The sequence below is a fragment of the Imperialibacter sp. genome, assembly GCF_048007035.1.
In the GTDB taxonomy this organism is placed as follows: Bacteria; Bacteroidota; Bacteroidia; order Cytophagales; family Cyclobacteriaceae; genus Imperialibacter.
In genome coordinates, this window is sequence record NZ_CP180355.1 from 4716798 (window position 1) to 4738833 (window position 22036).

Annotated in this window: 18 protein-coding genes; 5 read left to right on the plus strand and 13 right to left on the minus strand. The window is 48.4% G+C overall.

Annotation, left to right across the window (positions count from 1 at the left end; genetic code table 11):
- Positions 1-59: 59 nt before the first annotated feature.
- From ACMVP2_RS20455 to ACMVP2_RS20480, 6 genes are all read right to left on the minus strand, one after another.
- Positions 60-1898 carry a peptidase M61 gene (locus tag ACMVP2_RS20455; protein WP_416864877.1) on the minus strand — a complete coding sequence of 613 codons (1839 nt, stop codon included), beginning with the start codon at positions 1896-1898 and terminating at the stop codon, positions 60-62.
- 150 nt (positions 1899-2048) lie between these two features.
- The gene (locus ACMVP2_RS20460) at positions 2049-2462 is read right to left on the minus strand and encodes a DUF3052 domain-containing protein (protein WP_416864878.1); all 414 of its coding nucleotides are present in this window, start codon (positions 2460-2462) and stop codon (positions 2049-2051) included.
- A 187-nt stretch (positions 2463-2649) separates the two neighbouring features.
- The gene (locus ACMVP2_RS20465) at positions 2650-3111 is read right to left on the minus strand and encodes a GNAT family N-acetyltransferase (RefSeq protein ID WP_416864879.1); all 462 of its coding nucleotides are present in this window, start codon (positions 3109-3111) and stop codon (positions 2650-2652) included.
- A complete protein-coding gene (locus ACMVP2_RS20470) occupies positions 3108-4715 on the minus strand; it encodes a M1 family metallopeptidase (protein ID WP_416864880.1) in 1608 nt (535 codons plus the stop codon). Before ACMVP2_RS20470 ends, ACMVP2_RS20465 begins: the two co-directional genes overlap by 4 nt.
- A gap of 69 nt (positions 4716-4784) precedes the next feature.
- Complete coding sequence (locus ACMVP2_RS20475) at positions 4785-5963, minus strand: DnaJ domain-containing protein (protein WP_416864881.1); 1179 nt, start codon at positions 5961-5963, stop codon at positions 4785-4787.
- Between the two features lie 225 nt (positions 5964-6188).
- Positions 6189-7286: a T9SS type A sorting domain-containing protein gene (locus ACMVP2_RS20480; protein ID WP_416864882.1), complete on the minus strand. Its 1098-nt coding sequence runs from the start codon at positions 7284-7286 to the stop codon at positions 6189-6191.
- A gap of 678 nt (positions 7287-7964) precedes the next feature.
- Here ACMVP2_RS20480 and ACMVP2_RS20485 point away from each other — a divergent pair.
- Positions 7965-11285: an amidohydrolase family protein gene (locus ACMVP2_RS20485; protein ID WP_416864883.1), complete on the plus strand. Its 3321-nt coding sequence runs from the start codon at positions 7965-7967 to the stop codon at positions 11283-11285.
- A 232-nt stretch (positions 11286-11517) separates the two neighbouring features.
- Here the strand turns inward: ACMVP2_RS20485 and ACMVP2_RS20490 are convergent, their stop codons facing one another.
- The 3 genes from ACMVP2_RS20490 to ACMVP2_RS20500 form a co-directional block, all read right to left on the minus strand.
- On the minus strand, positions 11518-12357 hold the full coding sequence (locus ACMVP2_RS20490) for a 3-keto-disaccharide hydrolase (RefSeq protein ID WP_416864884.1): 840 nt from the start codon (positions 12355-12357) through the stop codon (positions 11518-11520).
- A 220-nt stretch (positions 12358-12577) separates the two neighbouring features.
- Positions 12578-13210 (minus strand): gluconate 2-dehydrogenase subunit 3 family protein, encoded by a 633-nt coding sequence (locus ACMVP2_RS20495; protein WP_416864885.1) that lies wholly within the window; start codon positions 13208-13210, stop codon positions 12578-12580.
- Between the two features lie 5 nt (positions 13211-13215).
- Complete coding sequence (locus tag ACMVP2_RS20500; RefSeq protein WP_416864886.1) at positions 13216-14952, minus strand: GMC oxidoreductase; 1737 nt, start codon at positions 14950-14952, stop codon at positions 13216-13218.
- Positions 14953-15071: 119 nt separating this feature from the next.
- On the opposite strand from ACMVP2_RS20500, the gene ACMVP2_RS20505 reads away from it, so the two are divergent.
- Positions 15072-15278, plus strand: a complete 207-nt coding sequence (locus ACMVP2_RS20505) for a hypothetical protein (protein ID WP_416864887.1) — start codon at positions 15072-15074, stop codon at positions 15276-15278.
- Positions 15279-15442: 164 nt separating this feature from the next.
- A complete protein-coding gene (locus tag ACMVP2_RS20510; RefSeq protein ID WP_416864888.1) occupies positions 15443-18382 on the plus strand; it encodes a CHAT domain-containing protein in 2940 nt (979 codons plus the stop codon).
- Here ACMVP2_RS20510 and ACMVP2_RS20515 read toward each other — a convergent pair.
- From ACMVP2_RS20515 to ACMVP2_RS20525, 3 genes are read right to left on the minus strand one after another with little or no spacing between them, the layout of a single operon-like run.
- Entirely contained in the window at positions 18321-19007 is a 687-nt protein-coding gene (locus ACMVP2_RS20515; RefSeq protein ID WP_416864889.1) for a hypothetical protein, read from the minus strand. The two genes, ACMVP2_RS20510 and ACMVP2_RS20515, sit on opposite strands and share 62 nt — an antisense overlap.
- A 25-nt stretch (positions 19008-19032) precedes the next feature.
- Positions 19033-19770: a hypothetical protein gene (locus ACMVP2_RS20520; RefSeq protein ID WP_416864890.1), complete on the minus strand. Its 738-nt coding sequence runs from the start codon at positions 19768-19770 to the stop codon at positions 19033-19035.
- 9 nt (positions 19771-19779) lie between these two features.
- A complete protein-coding gene (locus ACMVP2_RS20525; RefSeq protein WP_416864891.1) occupies positions 19780-20352 on the minus strand; it encodes an RNA polymerase sigma factor in 573 nt (190 codons plus the stop codon).
- Positions 20353-20490: 138 nt separating this feature from the next.
- Between ACMVP2_RS20525 and ACMVP2_RS20530 the strand changes: the two genes are divergently transcribed.
- The gene (locus ACMVP2_RS20530; RefSeq protein ID WP_152000563.1) at positions 20491-20700 is read left to right on the plus strand and encodes a response regulator transcription factor; all 210 of its coding nucleotides are present in this window, start codon (positions 20491-20493) and stop codon (positions 20698-20700) included.
- A 139-nt stretch (positions 20701-20839) separates the two neighbouring features.
- Complete coding sequence (locus ACMVP2_RS20535) at positions 20840-20989, plus strand: hypothetical protein (protein ID WP_416864892.1); 150 nt, start codon at positions 20840-20842, stop codon at positions 20987-20989.
- Here ACMVP2_RS20535 and ACMVP2_RS20540 read toward each other — a convergent pair.
- Positions 20977-22035 (minus strand): Fic family protein, encoded by a 1059-nt coding sequence (locus ACMVP2_RS20540; protein ID WP_416864893.1) that lies wholly within the window; start codon positions 22033-22035, stop codon positions 20977-20979. The two genes, ACMVP2_RS20535 and ACMVP2_RS20540, sit on opposite strands and share 13 nt — an antisense overlap.
- Between the last annotated feature and the right edge of the window lies 1 nt (position 22036).

Below are 22036 nucleotides of genomic sequence, written 5' to 3' on the forward strand. Positions count from 1 at the left end.
GAGCCGCTATGATCTTTCACAGCGGCTTTAATAATGTAGTGGTAATATAAGGTATGAGCCTACTTACTCATCCAGCTGTACAGGAGATCAAGCTGCTGCTGAGTGGGGTTTTCCATCATTTCGATGGATGGAGGTGATTGCGTTTTTACCATGACAGCCTTCGCTTTTAGTTTCACGTTTTTGACCTTTCCAGGCTTTACTTCACGTTGGACCAATGCTGTGATTTTGTCACCCTCTTTGCGGCTTTCTTTGTAAGCCATTACAGCCTCCTGGAAATTCTGAACGGTTAGTGCTATGCCGTCAAATTCCAGCAGATGATCTCCTTCCTTATAACCCATGTCGATACCAAAAGCATTCAGGTTGTCAGCTTTTGCAACTACCAGGTGACCGCTTTCCTGATCTAGTCCGAATGAGATATTTCCCATAGACGGTTCCATTTTTGCCTGAGAAGGAGTGAAGCTGACGCCAATTTTGGCCAGGTATTCTTTCAACGGCAGGGGCTTGTTTCCTTCCACATAGGTGCTGAAAAACTCCCTGATTTCCGGATAAGTAAGCTCAGTGATTTTATCGAACAGCTCATCGTCCTTGAAAGACTTGTCCTCGCCATATTCATTGGAGAGCTCTTTCAACAGTCGGTTCACGCTGTACTTGCCACCGGAAAGTTCCCGCAACCTGATGTCCAGGCAAAGTCCAATCAGTGCACCTTTTTCGTATACGTTGCCATACTGATCTTTGTATTGGTCGAGGCAAAGCTTGCTCATGACGGTAAATGGCACCGTGTCGTTATAGCCAGCGGCGTTAACCACCTTCTCTTCTATTTTGGATAGGTATTCGTCGATACCATACAGCCCTTCGGCCAGCTGCACGTGCCCGGCGAAGTACTCAGTTACGCCTTCGTACATCCAAAGGTGCTTCGACATTTTTGGGTCGATAAAATTGAAATTCCCTATTTCTTCTGAATGGATGCTTAGTGGCGTAATGATGTGAAAGAATTCATGGGCCGATACATCTTTGATCAGCTGAGTAAGGTACTTAGGGTTCACCTCGGGCAGGCTGTACATAGAGGAATATGAATGTTCGAGTGCACCAAGGGCACCGGATTGTGATGGCCCTGCAAAAAGATAGATAATGTAAGCGTATTTTTTAATGGGCAATGTTCCACCCAAATAGTTTTTCTGAGCTTCCAGTATCTGGTTTACATTGTCCTTTACAAACTCAGCCGTAAGTAGCCCATTGGGTGAATAGACAGAGAAAAGAATTTCAGCGCCACCCACATTGATCGTCACTGTGTCTGGTACAGAATACATCATTGGTGCGTCGGCCAGACTGAAATAGTTGTCGGCGATGTAAGTGTCGGTATTGTTTTCGGACCTGGCAGCCTGCAGCGAGGTAGCACCATAGAAGCCTTCGGGATACGAAATATTTACTTCGTACTTCACTTCCTTCATTCCTTTGAGATAGCCAAAGAACCCGAAAGTGTTGATAACGAAGTTTTTTCCTTCTTCAATATTGGTACCCGCCGGCTCAAATACTGTGTTGCCCTGCTCGGTATCGTAAGAATCTTCTACCCAGTATTCAACTTTGGCCAAAGAAGTGGCATTTTTAATCAGCCACCTGTTCTGGTCAAGTGAATCAACCGAAAGCTCATTGCCATTGGCATCAAATGCTTTGAAGTCGGACAGGAACCTGCCAAAGTCGTAGATGCTGTAGGTGCCAGGTACTATTTTTGGCATTTGGTATTCGATCTCCGAGGCAGACACAGCAGGTAGTTCAATGCTCACCTTCACCTTGTCATCCTTAACAACATTGAGGTCGAGAAATGCTTTGTAGCCAGTAGTTTGAGCAGAAAGGGAGCTCCAGGTGAGAAGCACCCCTAAGAAAAGAGTCAACTTTTTCATTGAGAGTTTTTGTGTTTGGGCTCCATTCCTGTCACCAGATTGCGGATCATTTAATGAAAGCCATGTTGTTTTAGAAAGTTGCAAGCAAAAGAAGGGCGCAATTAAGCTAAATACTTTTTGTTGCTCAACATTTATTATGGTGAAAAAACGTTAAACCTTCCTCTTTTCTACCCGAATAACGCCTTTGAGGCCCGACCAGTCGTCATCAACGGCGCAAACTTTTACATCCACCATGTCGATGGTTAGCATGAGGTTGCGGATATCGTCTTCAATCAGGTCCTTTGGTATTTTGGACTTTCCCTTGGGCCAGGAGACCCAAATCATGCCATTTTGCTCAATTTTTTCCTTTAGCTTCGGCAGTTGTTTGTGGAGGTCGTCTTTGCTGGTGGTGAAAAAGTGGATGATGTCATACAGGTCAACACTTTGCGATTCATGGACTAGTACGTCAGTGGGAAAATCCTCAAATAGCTCGAAGTAATGTGACGGACGGTTGACAAGAAGTACTTTGCTGTCTTCATTGATGCCCAGTTTTTTAGCGAGAGGAGTGCCTGAGTAGCCAGCCATGGTGTGTCAGTTTATTGTAACGGAGACTAATTTAGGTAAACTAGTTTAATTGCTTTGACAAATAGTCATCTGGAAACTCCAAAAGACAAAAAGCAAAGCCCAAATAAATAACAAATTCGAAGCACCAAAATCAAAACAGAAAGACGGGTAGTTTGAGATTTTGAGTTTCGGCATTGGTGCTTATTTGTTATTTGGCGTTTGCGTTTTGTGACTTCACTTGAAGTTCCTTCCTAAAATAAATCCTCGACTCCATAGGATCCGGGTGTTCCGAAAAGCCACTTACATAGTAGCCCTGCGATAGACAAAACCGGATCATGGGCTTAAGCTTGTTTCTTGTTTTGAGGAGCATGTGGGTATAGCCGTTTTCTGAAGCCCACTGCTCCATTATTTCTGTCAGTTGCTGATAGATACCCTGGCCTCGGTAGGCCGGAAGCAGCCCGCCCATCCACAAGTAAAAACTGCCATCTTTGTACCTGTTGTAACCTACCTTAAACCCGACAACTTTGCCTTCGGTCTCGGCTACCAGCATGAGATGCTCCGTGTCACCGAGGCGTTCGTGATAGACCCGTTCTTCGTAGGGGTTCATAAGTTCGGGAACATGCTGCGATGCCTCAACGATTTCGGCGATGGTACCCGCTCTGATTTTCATTGCCCAACTACCTTCACTTTGGCCAGCAGCCATACGTTCGGGTCGGCAACAACACCGGCTGGCATTTCGGCGACGTCCCATTCTGCTGTTGTGCTTTCACCAGACACGTCTATTGTTTTGATTGTGCTGATAGTTCCGTCGGCACCTTGGATCCCCACCTCCAGTGGCAGCCTAACCGACTTGCTTAGTCCTGAGCTTTTTACCTCCACAGACAGTTTGCCTAGCTTTTTATTGTACTTCCAGCTGAGGGCAAGCTCGGGCAACAACGGCTGGAAAATCCACTGATCAAAGAACCAGCCAAGCTGCTGTCCGCTGGCTCTTTCCATCACGGCCTGAAAGTCGGCAGTGAGGGCATTCGATAATTTGTAGGTGTCGTAGTAGGTGCGCACACCCTGAAAGAAAGCGTCGTCCCCGATTTGTTTGCGCAGCATGTGCAATACCCATGCAGCTTTTTGATACACATTGGGGCTAAGCAGTGTTTTGATGTCGGTAATGGTGGTGTCTACAATGGGCGAGGTGGGGTGTTTTGCCCGGTACTCATTAATTTTTGGTAGCATCTGCTTCATCCCTGCCTGCAGGCTGTCCATCCCATAGGTTTTTTCTCTGTATACCTGTGTAAAATAGGTGGCAAACCCTTCGCTGAGCCACACGTGGTGCCAGTCCTTTTCGCTGGCTGAGTTACCAAACCACTGGTGGGCTACCTCGTGGGCGATCAGGCCTTCAATCTTGCGCTCTCCCGACACCGACTTCTCGTAATAGAAAATATTACCGGCGTTTTCCATGCCGCCAAACTTCGTTTTGGACTGTACGTTGGCCAGCTTTTCGAAAGGGTAGGGGCCAATGATGTCCTGCAACGAAGCCAATATCTCTTTGGCCTGGGCATAGCGATAAAACCCTTCGTTTCTGTTTTGGTGATACACCCACGACGACACTGGAATATCACCTACCCAGCCAACGTGATCCACAGCAAAAGTGGCCGCCCCAAATACCATTACTTTGGTGGAGATGGGCACCGACTCTATCCAGTGAGTGATTTTTGTCTCGTAGGAAAGCACTGTTTCTTCTTTGAGTCGGCCATTAGCCACCACCTGATAGTAGATGGGTGCTTCAATGATAAACTCGCAGGTGGCCTTGTCCGACGGATGATCCACTGTGGGCAGCCAATGGTGCGCCCTGTCAGGCCAGTTGTCACCGAAAAAGGTTTTTTCGCCAAACAGGTTAGTGCCAATGATAAGGCCATCAGCCGGCACTCCTTCATATTCAATCACCACTTTGAGCATCTCACCGGCTTTTCCGGAAGCATCGATACTGATTTTGCTGTCAGTGTGGCGATATGCGGTTTGCTGGCCGTTCACCTGCAGCGTCACAATCTTCATTCCCCCTGCTGCCGTTTCATTTTGCAAATCCAGCGCAAAGGTCTCCACATCTTGTTTGAGCAAAATTTCGATGGCCGTTTTGCCAACAATGTTATTGGTTTCGGCGGACAGCTGTAGTCGGAACGCATAATGCTGTACGTCAATAGCCGGATTCAGTGGGTAGGGGTCGGTGCCGAAGAGAAGAAAAGGGCATAGAGCGAAAATGAGTGTGTGTAAAATGGGCTTCATGTTGTATTGGGTTCCGGCCCTAAAAGTAACTTAAAAACGAGTGTTTCAAATCGAAAGAGGCGGAATTGATCAATGACAAGCGACCACACCCTCAGGCAGCGGGCCAATTCTGGCTGCCAGGTCTTTGTACTGACAAGCCACCTTTTCATCGCCTACTGCCTGGTAGCAATCTGCTCGTAGCAAGTAGATTTCCTGTGCTTTGGGCCATACGTTGGCCAGCCACTTCGTTTCGTGCAGGCTTTGCTCCACATTGCCCACCAGCAGATAACCTCTTGCCTCGCCCAGAAAAATGTCGAGATCTTCCCGGCCTACGTTCCCACTATGGATCAGGATGATGTAGGCCTCTCCAAACGACGAGATGTAACTATTGATAACAACATCGGCGGCTTTATGATAATAGTCCAGCGATGCTTCATAGTCCGATAGGTTATCCCGATAAATCTCGGCCATGCTCTTCAGAATGTGTCGCTTTTGCAAGCCCGACTGCAACAGGTTGGTGTAGGTGTCGATGGCTTCGTTGAATTGGCTGGTTTCTTTGTAGCACTGGGCCATCCTCAGCTTAAAGTCAAAGGATTGGTAAATCAGGTAGGGCTCGGCAATCAGATAGCTTTCGAGTGCAGAACCGTACTCCTTTGCTTCGAAAAACACATCGCCATCGTGAATCACCCTGGTCAGTAGCTCTTCCTTAAATTCTTTGATATAGTCTTCTGTTTTATAGAAACTCACAAAAGGAGAGAGGATTTTCAGCGATTCATCCACATGCCCCAGCTCTGCTTCTTTTACTGCTGTGTCAAAAATGCTCCTTCTCTCATCCAGCAGGGCTTCCATTTTCAGGTTCTGGTAGAAGGCGTAAGCTTGCATGGCCGCCATGATGACCGTGGCCAGCGCCAGCGACAAGCCAAAGGCCCAGAGAGTGCCCTTGTTGTTGCGCTTGAGGTCCTCATAGGAATAGGTGGTCTTTTTGCCTTTTCGGGCATAAGGAGGCCGCCTCGTTTCATATGTTTGGGTGGGAGGCGTGTATTCGTAAGTAGGTACACTGTATTTGAAGCGGTAGTCGTAGTTGGCCTTTTGAATAGGGTCGGAGAGCACCTGGTAGGCCATGTTGATCTCCTTGAAGCGCTCTTCCATGGCGGGGTCGCCAGCATGCTTGTCAGGGTGGTACTGCATGGCCAGCTTTTTGAAAGCTGCCTTGATCTCATAATGCCCTGCCTCTTCGGGAACGCCCAGTATTTCGTAGTAGTTGCGCAAAGGAAAATCGGTTCTGAGAAATGAATTTAGCGATTATCCTTGAAAAACGATTATCAGAAGCGTTTTGTTGTTGACAACGGTGTGGGGTGAGTAGATAACGCTAAAGTCCTGGCTGTGGCTGTACTGTCAGCTGACGATGACTATTGAGGGTTTTTCAGAAACTATAGCTCAACCGTTAACTGGCTTTGGCCTTCTCTTGTCGCAAATTCCGAGCCATTTGAAAGTTTAGTTTTTCATTAGCCTTATGGTTTGCTGGCTGCCGCCCGACTTCATATGCAGAAAGTATATGCCTGGTCTGTTGTTTTCGAGGTGTAGGTTTAGTAGATTTTGTATGATCGACTTAGTCTCACTCGCCAGTTCAAAAACCACATTACCATCGGCCGAAGTAAGCGATACCGACTCAAGCGAGGCATAGTCTGTGTTCAAATTTAACTGCCCTTTGAAGGGGTTGGGGTATACTGTGGCCAGCGCTGTGGGTGGCTCCAGATCGCCGAGGTGGTGCGCAACAGGACTCACAGACTGGGTGCCATCAAAGTCCGTTTGGATCAGCCTGAAGTAGAGATTGGTACCGCCTGACGTATCCTCAAAGCTATATTCGGAGATGGAATCGATATTGCCATTTCCTTTCACATAACCCAATACCCTAAAACTTCTCGCATTGTCACAAGATTTCTCTACAGTAAACCCCTCATTGTTTGTCTCCGATGAAGTGGCCCATTTGATAAGTACTGACCGGCCGACCCCTCTTTCAATTTTAGTGTAGAGCCATTCCACAGGGAGAATAGTACCGCAGCCTGTGCCGCAGCATCCGTCAGTGCAATTCGAGTCGCCTGACATTAGATTAGTGCCGTTTTCGTAGTAAGTACCGGTTACTGACATCGTGCCGCTTCCAGCCACTGTGCCCAGAGGGTTGTTGTAGAAGTCGCCACCAACGGCAACTTCTCCGTCGTTGGTCAGCCAGCCGGTGGTTGGTATCAGCACGATAGTGGCTCCATTGTAGAAAGTGCCGGTCATGCTTACCGAACCGGTAGAGCCTACCGTTAATGTGCCTGTGTTCACAATGATATTGCCGTTGACAATCAGGTTTCCGTTCACCACCACGTGGTCATTGATGATCAGGTCGCCGTTGATGGTCATAGTACCATTGATGGTAAGGGTGGGATCACCAACGAGGCTGCCCTGCGTCACATTGCCGGATTCGGTACACGAACCAGTTTGGGTTTGGTTGCTTGTATAGTTGGCAGGACATGCACCCCAGGCCCTGAAGCAACTAAAGCCAACTGTAAACAGGCAAAGGAAAAGAGATCGCAGCGAAGATTTCATTGAAGGAAAGATTAGTGCTGAGAGTTAAACTCATTGCTAAATTAGATGCTTCGTGTGAATCGTCGAGAATCGGTGTTTTTTCAGACTGTCATATCTAAACTATGGTTGAGTTAAAAGTTGTGAAAAACTGCAATTGATGCGTCAACCTTACACTATTTTTTGTTGCCCAGAGTTGACCTGAAACATAGCTAATCAGGGATTCAGTCGTACGGTGAATGTTTTCTTTGTAAAAGTGAGAGTATTTTTTGTTCTATTTCAAGAGAAGTATTTCTCATAATACTAAATCGTATTTCCGTCAAATTTCTCAGTTTGTTATAAGGCCTAATTATCTGTATTTGTTGGGATTGTATAGGTGGAAAGCGTCCCTTGTGTTGGATTTAGTGGCAGTGTTCAGTCCCGATAGGGACGGTATGGCGGTATTGCCAAAAGTGGAGTAGTGGAGTAGGGCGAGTGCCGTAGGTACGGTAAATAAAGTATCGCCTTGGCGTCGCTGCTTTGGTGCGAAGGGTGTCAGCCCTTCGCATGGATATTAGGCCCCTTCAGGGCTCGAAAGGCATTAACGAGGTTACTCTGCCTGAAGCAGGGTGGCTTTCTGGCCGTGCCTAGGCCTTCAGGTAATCTCCGTTGTATCTCTTGCCTTTTTGCCTTAACTAGCAAGCCGTTACTAATCAACTCACTATGCAACGAATTACAACAACATTGACCCTGCTGCTGTGCTTTGCGCTGGCAGCATTTGCCCAGAAAAAAGATGACAAAAAGAAGGGCCTTCCGCTTGACTCCCTTCGCACCATTCCCATTGAAGTAAATGAAGGCTCGTGGATCCACCTCGATGTGAGCCCCGACGGGAGGACCATTGTGTTTGAGCTGTTGGGCGACATTTATACTCTGCCTATGGCGGGAGGCCAGGCTTCACGCCTGACTAAAGACATTGCCTTTGATTCGCAGCCCCGCTTTAGCCCCGATGGCAAGGAGCTTGTATTCATTTCCGACGGGTCGGGCGGAGAGAATGTGTATGTGATGACGCTGGCTGACACCATCAAACGCCAGCTCACCGAAGGTAACAACAACGTGTTCCAGTCGCCGGAATGGACGCCCGATGGCCAGTACATTGTGGTTTCCAAAGGTGCTATCTTAAGAGGAGTGCCCAAACTGCAGCTGCTCCACAAAGATGGTGGCAGCGGCATGGAGCTGATCAAAGAACCCGAGCAGCTGAAGACCGTGGAGGCCGCCTTCGGGCCTGACGGTCGCTATATTTGGTTCAGCCATAGAAACAGAAACTGGCAGTACAACGCCGTGTTTCCGCAGTACCAGCTCGCAGTATACGACCGGGAAACGGGCAAATACGAAACCAAAACCAGCCGCTACGGCTCGGCTTTCCGACCGACATTGTCGCCTGACGGCAAGTACCTGGTGTATGGCAGTCGGCACGATGCCGAAACAGGTCTGGTGATCAGGACCCTGGCCACCGGCGATGAGAAGTGGCTGGCCTACCCTGTGCAGCGTGACGATCAGGAGTCTATCGCCACCCGTGACGTGCTGCCCGGCATGTCGTTTACGCCCGATAGCCAGTTTCTGGTGCTGTCGTACGGTGGCAAGATCAGGAAGCTGCCCATCGCAGGCGGCGATGCGGTGGAGATCCCATTCACTGTGAAAGAAGACCTTGAGGTGGGGCCGTCTGTGCATTTTAACTATAAAATCAGCGATGACCCAACCTTCATAGCGAAGCAGATCAGGAATCCGGTGCTGTCGCCCAATGGCAAGAAGCTGGCGTTCACCGCCCTCGACCGGCTGTACGTAATGGACTATCCGAACGGCACGCCTTCAAGAGTGACCACCTTTGATATGACAGAAGCCCACCCTGCCTGGTCGCCCGACGGCGCTTCGCTGGCGTTTGTAACCTGGAGCAATGCAGCAGGTGGCCATATATACAAAACTACGTTTGGGAAGAAGACCACGCCGCCGGTGAAGATGACGCAGGAGTCTGCCGTGTACCGTGATATCGCCTGGAGTGCGACTGGCAGGATAGTGACTTACAAGGCGCCTATGCAAGCGATGGCCGACAGCTACGGCCCTACGGATGCGCTTGGTGTGTCGCAGGACCTGGTGTGGATTCCTGATGGTGGGGGCAAAGCCACGGTCATTGCTACGGCAAAAAGCAGGAACGTACCTCATTTCACTGCCGACAAAGACAGGATCTTCCTTTACGACGATGAAAAGGGCTTGGTTTCCATCCGATGGGACGGCACAGATGAGAAGGCTTATTTGAAGGTAACTGGGAAGACGATTCCCGGCACGAAAAAACCGACAGAGGCAGACTATATCAAAATGGCACCCAAAGGAGACAAGGCCATGGCTTTGCTCGACAACGAGGTGTTTCTGGTGACGGTGCCCATGGTAGGGGGCGAAACGCCCAGCATTTCAGTGAATGATCCGGAAAAGGCGTCTTTTCCGGCTAAGCGATTGACCGACCTGGGGGGGCAGTTCCCCGTGTGGACAGCCGATGCCAGTGCGATTACCTGGTCGATTGGCAATGCGTTTTTCTACTACGACCTGGCCAAAGGGGAGGCCTTTGCCGATAGCGTGAAGCTGGCCGAGAAAGCCAGGGCCGAGGAAAAGAAGGAAGAGAAAAAAGAAGAAAGCGACGAAAAGACGGAGGAGAAAGACGACAAGAAGAAAGAAAAGCCATCATTCAAGCCGGATGAGCTACGGGTGAAAGTGGAGGTAGCCAGGGACATTCCCCAGGGAAAAGTGGTGCTTTCGGGTGCCCGGGTGATCACCATGAATGGCATGGAGGTGATTGAAGACGGTGCTGTATACATTGAGAACAACCGGATTGTAAGGGTAGGGAAGGCGAGTGAAATCAATGCTCCTGCTGATGCCCGGGTGATCGACGTTAAAGGCAAGACCATCATTCCCGGCTTTGTGGATGCGCATGCGCACATGTGGCCGGAGTGGGAAATACATAAGGATCAGGCGTGGATGTACACCGCTAACCTGGCCTATGGCGTGACCACCACCCGTGATCCGCAGACAGCTACCACCGATGTGCTCACCTACGAGGACATGGTGAGGGCAGGCAGGATGCTTGGGCCACGCATTTACTCAACAGGGCCTGGCGTTGGCTATTGGAACACGAACGTACGTGACCTCGACCATGCCCGCCAGATCATGAAGCGCTACAAGGAGTACTTCGACACGAAGACGATCAAGATGTACATCACCGGCAACCGCCAGCAGCGGCAGTGGGTGATACAGGCCGCACGTGAGAACGAGCTGATGCCTACTACCGAAGGGGCACTTGACCTCAAGCTTGACCTGACGCAGGTGATCGATGGATTTCCGGGCCATGAGCATTCGTTTCCGGTTTATCCGCTGTATTCGGACATTACTTCACTGCTGGCCCAGCTGAAGACGGCTTATACGCCTACGTTGCTGGTGTCGTACGGTGGGCCGTGGGCGGAGAACTACTACTATGCTACTGAGAAGGTGCATGATGACGAGAAGCTGTCGCATTTCACCCCTCATCAGGAGCTGGATGAGAAGAGCCGCAGAAGAGGTGCCGGCTGGTTCATGGACGAAGAACATGTGTTTAAGAAGCATGCTGAGTTTGCAAAGGATTTGTACGATGCCGGGGGATTGGTAGGCATAGGAAGTCATGGCCAGTTGCAGGGACTAGGCTATCACTGGGAGCTATGGTCGGTGGGGTCGGGCGGACTCACACCACATGAAGCTTTGCGGGTGGCAACAATTCATGGTGCTGAGGACATCGGGCTAAAGAACGAAGTAGGCTCGCTGGAAGCAGGAAAGCTGGCTGACCTGATTGTGCTGGACGCCAATCCGCTGGAGAGCCTGAGGAACACGAATACGATTAGGTATGTAATGAAAAACGGCAGGCTGTACGAAGGAGCCACTCTGAGCGAGGTGTATCCGAACAAGGTAGAAAGAAAGGACTGGCCGTGGAATAATTTTAAGCCGGTGGGTGTGCCAGGGGTGAGGTAGGAGATTGCCTGTTAAGCCATGAAATGGTGCGAAGGGCTGTCACCCCTCGCAAGGGTATGCCGCCCTTTCAGGGCTTGGGTGTCAACGCCTTCAGCCCTGAGCCGGGCGCCCCTGAAAGGGCGGCATAAAGCAGGATGGTGGTGTGGCCACATCCCGATGCTAGGATTTATTTCTCGAAAAGGGAGTAATGCAGATTCTTTGCGAGCTCTGCGCCTTTGCGTGAGATTCTTTCCTACTTCCTGTACCCCTCCGGCACTTCCATGCCTTCCAGGTTCATTAGTTCCACCTTTCTAAATTGGATAGGGTGGCTTTCGCTTTGCAGTGAGATCCAGCCTTCGGTCAGGGCCATGCCGTCGAGTTTGGCTGCCGGGTCAAAACCGTTGACCACGCCACCGCCCACCTGAGGTCTGGTATATTCAAGCACATTCACGCCATTCACAAAATGCCGGATGAGCGAATCGCCCAATACCAGCGTTTCCACTCTCACCCACACCTCGCCATCGAAAGTAGGAGAGGTGGAGTTGATGCAATGGTCGGTGAATAGGGAGTCGCCAAGGAAGACGTGGGTGCCGGGCGTGCACAGGTTGGCTGTGGGCCTTTCCCCCACACCAAGCCCTCCCAGTAGCTGCACTTCGATGGAGATGGGAAAGTCCTGCTCAACAGTCATTGTGTTGGGGTCCTGGCCATGCACCATGATGCCGCTGTTTCTTTCTGCCCAGCCTTCGCCACCGGTGGCCTGCTCACCCACAAAGCGGTATTCGGTGGCGATGATGTATTTCGAGAACTTATCCTTATAAAACAGGTGACCGTACTGGTAGCGAAAAGAGTCGTATTGATCGTAGGCTACGGTCAGCAGGCCGTCTTCCACCCTGAAGGTGTTGCCGAAGTTGTCGTTCACGGGATGGCCGCTGATCTTGGGAATCCAGCCAGTGAGGTCTTTGCCGTTGAAAAGCTGCTGCCATTCGGGTTGCTGAACTTCCGTGGTTTGCTCGGCTTGCTTTTGAGGGGAAGAGCAGTTGCAGAGGACTGCGAGACAAAAGATGATTGGTGCTATGTGTTTTGAATTATTCATAGTTGGTTAGATAAAATGGTAAGGTGTGAAGGCACTCCCATAAACGTAGAATTGGAAATGAAATAGGGTGTGAGACACACCCTAAGACTGTTGTTTTTACGGATCACAAGAGGTAAGAAATAGGGTGTGAGACACACCCTATAACTCATTTGTAAATTTAATACAGGTTAGCTATGCTTCAATACCCCACCCCGTTCAGGTGCGTGTCTCACACACCTGCCTAAGCATCGTAACTCACGCCCAGCCTGTCGAGCCATTCCTGTGGAGCGCCATTCCATACGGTAGGCCGGTTGCCCATGTACTGCAAGTCTTCTACGCCCAGCTTGCTGGAATAGAATCCTGTGAGCACCAGACTGCGGAAAGTGCTAAAGAAGGCAACTCCCTGGCTGTAAACCGGGCTTGCAGTTTGCGGATAGGCAATGTCATCCAATATCTGCTTTTGCTCTCCCTCTGAAATGGCCGTGAAGCTCTTTCCAAAGCGTTTCGTGCTCTCCAAATTCATCCAGCGCAGGCCACCTCTTATTGGGGTTTGCATATTCTCCCTATCGACAAGGGTGAATTCAATGAAGGCCGTCACGTTGGCATCTTCTGCACTGCCCGACTTGTCGTCTGCCGGAATCACCAGGTTGGCTAGCACTCTTACCATTTCTCTTTCCTCATCAGTGAAAAACTTCTGATTAAGCATCTCCATAACCTCGGGTGTGAGGTTGGCATAACCCTCCGGCATATCGGTCGGGTGCTCGTGTCCGGCCATTTCACCTTCTTTGCCTGGTTCACAGGCAATCATTGCACCGGCGGACAGTGAGGCAAGCGTAATATATTTAAGGGAATCTCTTCTGCTAATTGGTTCCATGTTGATTAAAGGTTTTGTTGTTTCATCTGATCAATGATGTAATCACAAGTTCTCCAGCTCAACGCCAGAATGGTCCACGTAGGGTTTTTATCGGCCTGCGACACAAAAGGTCCACCATCGCAAACGAATACGTTTTTGGCTTCATGCGCCTGGCAGTAGGCATTCACCACGCTCGACTTAGGGTCGTTCCCCATGCGGGTGGCGCCCACCTCGTGGATAATGCGCCCCGGAGCAGCAATACCATAGTTGCTTTCGGGCCCTGGTTTTGCACCAGTGAAAATGCCTCCCATGTTGGTCAGGATTTCCTCAAAGGTGTCCTGCATGTGCTTCACCTGCTTGATCTCATGGTCGCTCCAGGTGTAGTTGAAGCGCAGCACAGGGATGCCCCACTGATCAACCACATTGGGGTCAATTTCGCAGTAGTTGTCGTAACGGGCAATGCACTCGCCACGGCCAGAGAAGCCAACAGTGGCTCCGTAGAGTGTGCGGGCATCTTGCTTCAGCTGAGCGCCATAGCCGCCACCGCTTGGTCTTGTGGTGCCGTCGGGCGACTTCAGGTGTTTGTTAGCACCTTCAATGCCCCACATGTAGCCGTAGCCAGGCATGTGGCGTCCGCCCCAAATCTCTATGTGGTAGCCTCGTGCGAAGTCCAGCTTTTTGTTATCGAGCCACCAGGGAGTGTACACGTGCATGCCACCCACGCCGTCTTCGTTGTGAGGAATGCCGTCAAGCAACGCAGGGATAATGGCCGACCTGGAGGCACCTGTGGAGTCGGTGATGTAGCGACCCAACACGCCGCTGCTGTTGCTTAGTCCATTTTCATGTACTGTCGATTTCGAGTTCATCATCAGTCGGCCCGACTCACATGCACTGGCTGCCAGGATCACGATCTTGCCTTTTACGTGGTAGTCGAGGCCGTCTTCTTTGTTGACATAACTTACGCCGGTGGCTTTTCCTTCTTTGTCGGTAGTCACCTCCCGGGCCATGGCACCATGCAATATCGTGAGGTTGCCGGTGGCCAATGCAGGGCCGATCAACACCGAGGGAGAAGAGAAGTTGGAGTGGGTGCTGCAACCCCTGTTACACTGCGAGCAGTAATGGCAGGCTGCACGGCCGTTGTGCGGCTGAGTTAATATGGACAAGCGGGAAGGGATGACCGGTATTTTGATCTCATCGCACGCCTTTTTTACCAGCAGCTCGTAGCCACGTGGCTTAGGCGCCGGCAGGAAGTTGCCGTCGGGTTCGTTGTATATGCCTTCTTTTGAGCCAAATACGCCCACAAGGTCATCCACTTTGTCGTAATAGGGTTTGATATCATCGTAAGAGATTGGCCAGTCGTCGCCAAGGCCGTCTATGCTTTTTCGCTTGAAGTCGTTGGGTCCGAAGCGGAGAGAAATACGCCCCCAGTGGTTAGTGCGGCCACCCAACATGCGGGAGCGGAACCAGTCGAATTCGGTGCCCTTCGTTCTCGTGTAGGGCTCGCCTTCCAGCTCCCAGCCACCGAAGGCAGCATCGAACTCACCAAATGCTCTTTCTTTGGTGCCGGCGCCACGGCGTGGAGACGAGTAATTCCATTTGAACATATCGCCCTTGGCGGAGTCGAAATGGGGGCCAGCCTCCAGCATGAGTACTTTGGCGCCAGCCTCGGTAAGCACTTTGGCAGACATACCACCACCAGCACCTGAGCCGACGATCACCACATCGTACTCCTCGGGGACTTCTTTGATTTGAAATGCAGACATAGTAGGTATAAAGGATTAAGCGTTTTCTAAATATCCCTCATTTTACAAAAAAGGGTTGGGAGTGGAAAGGGGTTTGTATATTAAAGTAAGAGAGGAACGTAAGGGAGAGTGTGGAAGTGATGAGTGGGAGAAAAAGACTGAAGATGGAAGATGGCCCACCTACGCTGAAAGCTTCGGCGGGCGAGGAAGACCGGAGACGGAAGATGACTGAAATCGGCGAGGCTTCACTCAGTATTTGCTTCGTGTATCAGGGATGGTGTGATCAACCAAATGGAGTTGGTATTACTATCGACGTAATACATAGTTTTCACCACGAGTGGGCGTAAATCCTGAAAGAAGAGTTGTTACTGCCCTTTTACTGCAATATGGAATGGGTTGAGTCCTATTCTCAGAACTAAATACCCCATACCCGCCCAAAACCCTTTGAATGGTCATAGTATTTTGGCAAATTATATATTGATCTCAACCAGATTAATTGACTACTCACTAAATGCGACTCGCCTGCCTCACGTGTGCCTTACTTAGCTTAATTTTTGCGGTATCCGCCCAGCCGCCTGATTTCGAACTGATCAGGAAGGATCTGGAGAAGGTGGATTCGTTGATTTTTACGTTCAATCAAGAGAAAGCATATCCTATCATCAAGAACCTACGCAGACTGGTCTTGTCAGAAGAAGCCAGATTGTTACTTGACCTGTATGAAGCTCGAACCGATTTTCACAACAGAGAGTTGGACAAAGGGCTGAAAATGCTAAGGGCTCTGAAGGAATCAGTTGAGCGGACGGGTGATGATTATCTTAAAGGGAATTGGCTCTTGGCTAAGGGGATTTATCATTTTAAAGAACGGGAAAATGATAGCACGCTGCTTGTATTGGATAAAGCGATAGAAACGCTAGAGAAATCTAATGTTGGACGGAATGACCCATTGGTTTTTGCTTTCCACTCTTTGGTTCTCACCAAACATTGGCGGCTAGCCTCAGAGGCCTCAGCTTTGGCAGCGGCACTACGTATGGATGAACTTTTGAGCCCTTATTCACCTTCGTCGATATATCGAGCTGATGTATGGTATTCTCTTGGATCCATTTATAACTCCAGAGGAGACATAGAGAAGGCAAAAACATATATTTCTCAAGCGGTCGTCGCTGCAAAAGCGACTGGGTGGGAAAGTTTGGTAAACAATGGAATGGTTGTAATGGGTAATATTTTTTACTCAGTGAGTCAGTATAGCGAGGCGATTCCCTTCTATTTGCAAGCGATCTCTGCTGAGATAAGAATGAATGGTGTCAACAGCCATGCGCTTGTTGATCAATATGTCAATTGCGGCTTCGTATATGCTTTAGTTCAAGAGTATGATGATTCATACAGCATGTTGATGAAAGCCAAAAAATTGGCTACCAAACTTGATGGAGTTGAATCAGAACCGTATTCACGAGTGATTTATAACCTGGCGGACTACTTTCGCCGAACCGAGAACTTTGATTCTTCTATGTATTATTACCGAGAAAACCTCCGAATCAGAAAGCAAATCTTCGGAGTGCGACATCTACAGGTTGGGTGGGCCCACATTGGTCTCGCTAATGTTTGTAGAGATTTACACCTTTACGACTCAGCTTTGGTCAATGTTCAAAAGGCGATTATTTCGAATCACCCCACCTTCAACTCCCTAAATCCAGCGGATAATCCACCATTTACAAATGGTGATATATCTAATAGCATGTTTCACATACTTTCCTGGAAGTTAAAGCACCTCGTTTCGAAATGGCAAAATGACCGTAGTGAGTCGACGTTATTCTCGGCGATGGATCTGTACATGGCTTTGGAAGATGCATCATTTGCCAGGCGACAACATCTCGATAGTGATATTTCGAAGCTGTATATGTTTGAGGATATGCGAGACATTTTCGAGGCAGGCCTTGAGATATTTTCAACATTACACATGATGAATCCGGACGATGAAATGGTTCTCAATCGGTTTTATAAGATTTTACAAAAGAGCAAGTCAGTTTTGCTAATAGAGCAGGCCTATAAATCAGAGCAAAGAATTGGAAGGTCAATCCCTCGTGAACTGTGGCAATTGAATCAAGAGACGAGGACGAAACTTAGCAGACTTGAGGACGTGGAGCAAAGTAAAATATTCTCCGACTCGGTAGCCACACTAAGGCTACAACTCTCTAGGCGGCAGGACAGCATCAGCACCGTCGTTAAAAGTAACTACCCAGGCTATTATTATTTGAATGCTTTCAATTCGGAGGATAACATTGTAGATTTAAAAAGCAGACTTAACTATCAGAAAGCTGCGTTCGTTGAGTTTTATTGGGGTAACAATGGAGTTTATGGTCTTTATTTTGATGGACAGAAGTTTTCGGCGAAAAAGCTAGAAAGCTTTGAATTATTAGAAGAAAGAGTTTTGTCTGTCATTTCAATGTTGCGAGCCATTTCAAGAGATAAGGACCAATTTGGCGAACATTCATATTGGCTTGCACTACACTTGTTTGATGAATCTTTCTTATCATCACTCAGGCAGTGCCGACTTTTGTACGTCATACCAAATGGTATTTTGACATCCCTTCCGTTTGAGTCGCTGATTACTGAGAAGCCAAAAGACGGTGACGACTATGAGAACTTCAAATACTTAATACTTCGCACTCCTACTATCTATTCCTACACCTCTCACTTCGTGCTAAATAATGAACCTCAAGATTTCAATACAACAAAGGGGCTAGGATTGGGGTCATACGTCGAAGGGCTGTCGACCGGCTATAACTTGCCGGGCTCCAAACGTGAACTAGATGAGCTGCGTCACATTATGAAAGGGAAAGTAGTATACACTGCCCGCAAATCTGATCTATTAGACAACTTGGATCAGAAAGGCATTTTGCATTTGGCTGTGCATGGCGGGGCAGATACCACTAATTTTTTCGGGTCCTATTTACAGTTCTTTGGAGAACACCTAGACAATTCACGCTTTTACTCATATGAACTATATGATAAGAGAGTAGCCGCTGATCTTGTGGTTTTAAGCTCATGCGAGAGTGGGTCAGGAAAAACGCTTAGTAGTGAAGGAGCATTTAGCCTTGGCAGGGCGTTCAAGTACTCCGGTGCAAGTATGGTGATTCAAAGCCTTTGGAAAGCAGATGACGAAGCAACTGGTTCGATAATGAATGCCTTTTACCGGGAGCTAAATGATAATGGTCAGCCACACCTTGCCCTACATTTAGCCAAAAAGCAACTAATTTTGGCCGGCGATAGCAAAACCGCCCACCCGGGAAGATGGGCGGCTCTTTTGTTTTATGGAGAACCAATGGTTCACTCCCACAGCTATTCGAGATGGTTCGTCGCAGCTCTTCTCACAGCAGTGGCGGGTGTTGTATTTAATTGGATACTACGTCGAAGGCCAAATCAAAGAAATATGGTTTTCCGTCATATTCGATAGAAAACTGCTCCAATCTAAACGCCACTTCTTTTCCTATTTCCAAAGGAGTGTTCTTGGTATTTACAAAATAGACAAATTCCCCATCCTTTGCTTTGATCAAACCCCATTCGTCTTGTCGCTCATAAATGTTTCCGAATAAGTGCGGAGCGCTCACCTCTCCTTCAAATTGTCTACCATCAGGCTTTAAGTTCATGGTAGCAGCAGATGGGAAGTCAGGTCTGTTGGCTACGTGATCATGACAATCTCCGCAGTTGCCAAAAATCGGCCGTTTGCACAGGTCATAAGCGACCGCAATCTTTACGCCGAGTTCCATAATCTCGATGATGGCGATGTCGGCGCAATATCGATTGAGAATAAACCAGTCAAAACGCATTCTCTCCCAGTTTACTTTTTGCCCCCTTGTGTTGAATGCAAGCATGGTCTCGCCGGACACCACGTTATGGTAGAGGTAGCTTTGTCTAATTCCTTTGTCTTCGGTGCTTAGTTTGTCGCAGCCATTGCAAGGATCATGGGTGTGACCTGCTTGGTGCGTAAGGTTTGGGAAGTCAAATAATTGCAAGATGACGTAGATTAGGGCCGCAAGTATTCCAGTAGAGATCAGGCTTTTTTTTACTACAGTGTTCATAGTACTTCGGTTTAGTGATTAGTATTTACATCGCTTTCAGTATCTCTTTACTCCTCTCCTCATAAGCCGTGCCCGACTCTGCCAACTCTTCAAATATTACTTTCGCTTTCTCGTCCTCATCCAGCTTCAGCCAGGCCAGGGCCAGGTACCATTGCACCTGCGTTTTGTAGTCTTCGGCTTCTTTGCTCAATGGTTCCCAAATGTCTGCTGCTTTGGCGGCTTCATCTTTGGCCAGGTAGCTCATGCCCAGGTAAAACAGTGTGCCTTCGTCCGGGTGTTTGATACTTTCAAAAATCTCAATAGCCATGTCATAGTCCTCATCGGCATATCTCCTGAAGGCCAGGTCTTTGCTTGTCAGGCTGTCTTTGGCACTGCTGTCCCGGTAAATGGGCGCTTCCACATTGGGGTACACCTCAAAGTATTCGGCATACAGTGCTTGTGGCTCCGTACTTCTCAGCAAAAAGAACCACGCAGCTACTACCAGCAGCGCCACCGATGCTGCCGCTGGCAACCAAACCTTCCAGCTGAAAGTAGCCGCCCCGGTCGATTCAGTATCGACAATGTTGGCTTCTGCAGCCTGAATCGCCTTCCAGGCTTTCTCCAGTTCTGCTCGTTCCAGTCCTTTCTGTAAGTATCTCACATCTTCAAACAGTTGTGCGAAATCTTTTTCTGCTGCCAGCCTTTGCCTAAAGGCTTCTTCCTCGCTCTCTGAAAGCTCACCACTGAGGTACCTGTCGATTAGTGCTATGTCCTGCTCTTCCATTTACCTCTATTAAGCTAAAGCCATTTGAATCTTTTCTTTTTGCAGAAGCTCCCTTAGCTGTTGCAGGCACTTGTATTTCTTGTTCTTGGCCGTTGCTTCGTTTTTGTAGCCAAACTCCTCCATCAGCTGTCTGATGCTTGCCCGGAAGTAGTAAAACCTTGTCAGCATACTTTGGCACGGATCGCCCAGCTTTTCAATGGCCTTTTTAGTCGCCTCCAGCAAACTTTCTTTCAGCAGCGCTTCGTCGGTTGCTTCCTGACCTTCACCTCTGTCATCCACCCATTCCAGGGGATTGCTGCTCAAAGGTATTTTCATGTCTTCCCTCACCATCTCCTTGTACACATTGAGCCCTATGCTGAACAGGTAGGGCTTTATGCTGTCGTACATCATGGTCATTTTTCCCTTCACCACATTGTTGTAAAGCCGCAAGGTGGCTACCTGATAAATGTCCATGGCGTCGTCGTTGCTCATCTTGTATTTAGCCCGGATCATGGCGATAAATTCCTGACGGTATTTGCTGTATAATTCGCCGAGGGCCTGCATGTCTCCGTTTTTAAGCGAAGCGATCAAGGTTTCATCCATTCCGGTTGTAGTATAATGATTGAAAAGACTAAAGGTCACCTAAAATACCTAAATATAAGTAGCAGCAAAAAAATCCAGAATGTGCGGTGACCTTTTCTTGGAATCGTCATAAGGTAGTGTATTAAAAATGAAACTATCATGACCGAACAAGCCAATCCATTAACGAGAAGAGAAAAGGAGATCATTGAGCAGTTGTCGTTTGGCTATAGCGCCAAGCAGATTTCGGACATCCTTTTCATTAGTGAATTAACCGTAGCCAAGCACAAGAGCAACCTGTTTATGAAGCTGAATGTGAATAATACACCACACCTGGTGAGCCTGGCTTTGAGGGAAGGACTGATATGCTGAGATTATACAGAAAGAAATATCACAACAACAAAATATGAGTAGGTAGTAGCAATTGAAAGTAGTAAAATCTTTTAGTTAGGTACACAGATCAGTGGAAAGCCTGGGGTAGATAGCCCCGGGCTTTTTTGTGCTGGCAACAATGTTTGCAAAACTGCTGGCAAGGCTTTCAGGTCACGGTACAGACACGGAAGTAGGGGCGAGATTGCTCACCAGGTACCTGGCTGTGGTGACACACGAGGAAAAGAACTGTTCTGACGACTTGCCGGAGATTGGGAGCTATTCCAGATAGTGGTAGCGAGTGCCCTTTCTCTCTCCAATCTTTAACAATAACCCCTCATTGACCAGGTAAGCCATGTCTTTCTTCAAAGTGTTTCGCGAATGAGTTTTAAATGCTTCCTCTATTTCGCTCATGCGAACAGCCTTCCGCTTTTTGACGAACTCAAGCACTGCTTGCTGTCTTTCGTTCAGCTCTTTTGTCAGCTTGCTGTAGACCTCATATTTTGCTTCTAAGCGCTTGATAAGCGTAGACAGACAATCCAGAAAAAATAAGATCCATCTGTCTATCTTTTCGGTTTTCTTGTACCGGTTTTTCTGGCCTTCCATCAAAGCCCTGTAGTAGTCTTCTTTCCGCTCTTCAATGATGTGCTCAAAAGATACGTACTGAATGAACCCATACCCTTGTTGCATGAGTAGCAAAGTGGTCAATAACCGTGACAGCCTTCCGTTTCCGTCCTGATAAGGATGGATGGATAGAAATTCGTATACAAAAGCGGCTGTAATCATTACCGGATGCATATCTGCTTTTGTCAGGCGTTCGTCAGTCCAGTTCAACAACTCTTCCATTTCCCTGGAAGTGGAAGATGGGTCGGTTGTTTTGAAAATGGTTCGTTGTGTTCCGTCAGGGTAGTTAGCCACTACCTGGTTAGACAGGGTTTTATACTGCCCTTTATGGCTCTGGTCTTTGCCACTGTGCTTTAGGAGCATCCCATGCAATTGATGGATATATCTTTCTGACAAAGCAATGTCCTTATAATTATCCAGGATGACCTGGAGCGTTTCAAAATAGCCAACCACTTCTTGTTGTTCTCTGGTGGTTAGCTTGGTGATTTTTAGAGACTTAAGGAGCTTTTCAACTTCTGCATCTGTCAATGTCGCTCCTTCGATTCGGGTAGACGAACCTATGCTTTCGATGGTCGCTATTTTTCGGAGTTCTTTGAGGTGTTTGCTGTGTTTTAATTCTATCGATTGCCAGTTTCCTTTGAAGCTATCAATAATACTTAACAGCTTCATCAGTTGTTGGAAAACATCTCCGCCGAATTCAAGTTTTTGGTTCATT